The organism is Paenibacillus sp. P4_A7 (assembly GCF_056402455.1).
Genome location: NZ_JBFUHJ010000915.1, coordinates 1 through 616 on the forward strand (window position 1 = coordinate 1; position 616 = coordinate 616).

A 616-nucleotide genomic window follows, 5' to 3' on the forward strand; every position below is an offset into this window, starting at 1 on the left:
CCGGGTTATCGGGCTCATTCCAAATTTCCCAATATTGAATATCATAATAGAAACCGTCTGCCCAGCCTTGATTATAGTGGCGAATGATATTTACACAAATACGAGCCCACTTCTCCATATCCTGTGGCGGATGAACATGATATTTAACAGCTGTATGCTCAATGCTTTCTCCTAACCGATAGACAATTTTTGCTCCAGTAGCAAGCACAGACGCAATATAGGTATCCGTACGTGAGAAATCATAGCTGCTTGGATCATCTACATTTTTATCGAAATCGCGAAAAATCGTATGGATATCTACTTCTCCAGGATTCGGCCAATTCGTGTCATGCAGACGGACTAGTGGTATACCAGCTTGTTGATAGTAGCTTGTCACATCTAACAGAGATCCATAGCATACAGGTCCGTTATTGACACCATGTAACCGCTTTAGTGGAGCTTTCATTCGTTCCATATGGATTACAATATCGTTCATGTTATCCCCCAGTTTAGATATATGGATGCTTTTCTTTATTGGTATTCAATCAAAGGATCCCAGAGCGTTTTATCATACGAAGGATCACCGCCTGCGCCAACAAAAAACGATAATTCATCACCTGCGTTGACTGCCACCGTA

1 protein-coding gene is annotated in these 616 nt (G+C 41.7%); it reads right to left on the minus strand.

Translation table 11 applies throughout. The annotated features are described in order from the left end of the window. The coding region (locus tag AC1DWN_RS34910; RefSeq protein ID WP_477563372.1) for a GH39 family glycosyl hydrolase at positions 1–475 on the minus strand (475 nt) is incomplete at its 3' end. Between the last annotated feature and the right edge of the window lie 141 nt (positions 476–616).